This is a genomic window from Thalassolituus sp. UBA2590, from assembly GCF_002339775.1.
Lineage (GTDB): Bacteria > Pseudomonadota > Gammaproteobacteria > Pseudomonadales > Oceanobacteraceae > Thalassolituus.
The window spans coordinates 2,103-4,167 of record NZ_DDKU01000186.1 but is presented as its reverse complement, the minus strand read 5'-3'; the positions used below and the strand labels follow the sequence as shown (position 1 = coordinate 4,167).

Genomic DNA, 2,065 nt, shown 5'->3' with positions numbered 1-2,065 from the left:
CGATGTTGAGTACGCCGCATGGTTGATGCGCTTGCATCGCAACCTGATGAAATGCGGGTACGAGAGGAGCCCCCTCGCCGCCAGCCGCAATGTCTCGGCGGCGGAAGTCGGCGACACAGGTGATGCCTGTGTATTCAGCAAGCCATGATGGATCACCAATCTGCCAACTAAAACCATCCGGTTGAGGTCGGTGTCGAAGGGTATGGCCGTGACTACCGACAACAGTGATGTCGGCAGCTGAGAGAGCATTCTTTTCTAACAGCGTAACGACAGCCTGCACGCCATATTGGGCGATTAAGCGGTCGGCATCCATAATCAGTTCAGCGCTGAGAGTCTCACTGATGGCTAACGCCTTAAAGAAATCCGATACTTCGTCTGGGTAATCAATACACAAGGCATCAAGCATCGTCACTTTGTCAGGCGTAATATCCACGAGACAAGCATCCATGCCATCGGCACTCGTGCCTGACATCAGGCCAATACAAAGAGTCATTGAAAGTCCCCGTCGGTGTCTGAAGAAACACTGAAGTCTTTCAACCAGCTGGTCAGCTTATTGGACTCCTTCATAAACGCCGCTTTTTCCGACGATTTAATAGATTCTGCTTTTGGCAGTCTTACTCGCAATGAGTCTCTGTGGACGCCATCGACCAGGAATTCGTAGTGCAGGTGCGGCCCTGTTGAAGCGCCCGTGGTTCCGACATAACCAATGATCTGGCCTTGTTTCACGTAGCGGCCAACCCGAACCCCACGCCCGAACTTACTCATGTGTGCGTACTTGGTCTGGTAGCGTTGACCGTGCTGGATGACGACGACATTACCGTAGCCGCCATTGCGACTGGCGAAGGTTACCTTGCCATCACCTGCAGCTTTGATCGGTGTCCCCGTCGGTGCTGCGTAGTCGGTTCCCCGATGGGCCCGGATTGTATTCAGAATCGGATGTTTACGGTTCGGGTTAAATCGAGAACTGATGCGGAAATAGTCAATCGGGTTACGCAGGAAGGCCTTACGCATGCTCGTGCCTTCCGGGGTAAAGTAGTTCGCTTGACCGTCGCTGTCGACATAGCGAACAGCTGTAAGCTCGCGATCTCGGTTATTAAACTGTGCGATCAGAATATCGCCGTAGCCAATCTGCTCGCCATCCAGCTGAACCTCTTCGAAGATTAGACTGAAAGAGTCGCCTTTGCGGATATCGAGCGCGAAATCGATATCCCAGCCAAAGATAGCCGCCAGCTGATAGAGAATTTGGTCAGGAACTCCCGCCTGAGAGCCGTCGTAGTAAAGAGAGTTGTCTATGGTCGCGGAGGCAAAGCGAGGGATGTAATCTGCCGTTCGTTCAATAAGCTCATATGAGAGACTACCATCATCTTCGCGGGCGAGAGAGTGTCTTGCGAGTGGAGACAGGATAATCTCCAGCTTCGAAATTTTATTTTCGGCCGTCCGAACCCAGCGCACAGTCTGACCGACTTTGAGATTGATAACATCCCGGGGAACTGCTGCTGCAATATCGATAACATCAACAGCACTGAGGTTCTCCCTATCAAACAGAACCGAGAGGCTGTCACCGCTTTTCACTGTGGTCTCTTCCCAGTCGGGTTCAGGCACAGGAGGTGGTGTGTCGGGTTCTGAGACCTCGGGAAGGTCAATAACAAACGTCTGTTGTTTGGTTGACTCACCGGAATCCGGGAGAAGAACCAAAATGAGTAGCAGCAGAATACCGAGCCCGGCACCAATCAGGTGACGTAACGGGAAATACTGTAGTTGCCCGGGCAGAGCCATCTTATTATCGAATCCTCGTATGCATTTCGCGGGAAAGTGTAAACAATCACTGAGCATTTTACCCGGTGAACTTGATTTTGCACCTTGATCAGGTATGTTCAGCTCCCTTTCCGACAACCCAAATGTGAAGATAGATCCCATGACAGCCGCACTTATTGCTGACCTGAAAGAGCGTGGTCTGCTGAACCAGATCACCGCTGAAGACGAATTTAATGAACACCTAAACGGCGGATCTCGCGTTCTTTATTGCGGTTTTGACCCGACAGCAGACAGTCTTCATCTCGGACAC

Annotated in this window: 2 protein-coding genes; both read right to left on the bottom strand. The window is 51.7% G+C overall.

The features are described from left to right. The coding region (locus B2067_RS15915) for an anhydro-N-acetylmuramic acid kinase (RefSeq protein WP_301389112.1) at positions 1–493 on the bottom strand (493 nt) is incomplete at its 3' end. Continuing rightward, positions 490–1,776 (bottom strand): M23 family metallopeptidase, encoded by a 1,287-nt coding sequence (locus B2067_RS15910; protein ID WP_301389111.1) that lies wholly within the window; start codon positions 1,774–1,776, stop codon positions 490–492. The genes B2067_RS15910 and B2067_RS15915, both read right to left, overlap by 4 nt. Between the last annotated feature and the right edge of the window lie 289 nt (positions 1,777–2,065).

Excerpts from the sequence above, each read along its gene's own strand:
- B2067_RS15910 (WP_301389111.1), bottom strand. The coding sequence starts at position 1,776 with ATGGCTCTGCCCGGGCAACTACAGTATTTCCCGTTACGTCACCTGATT.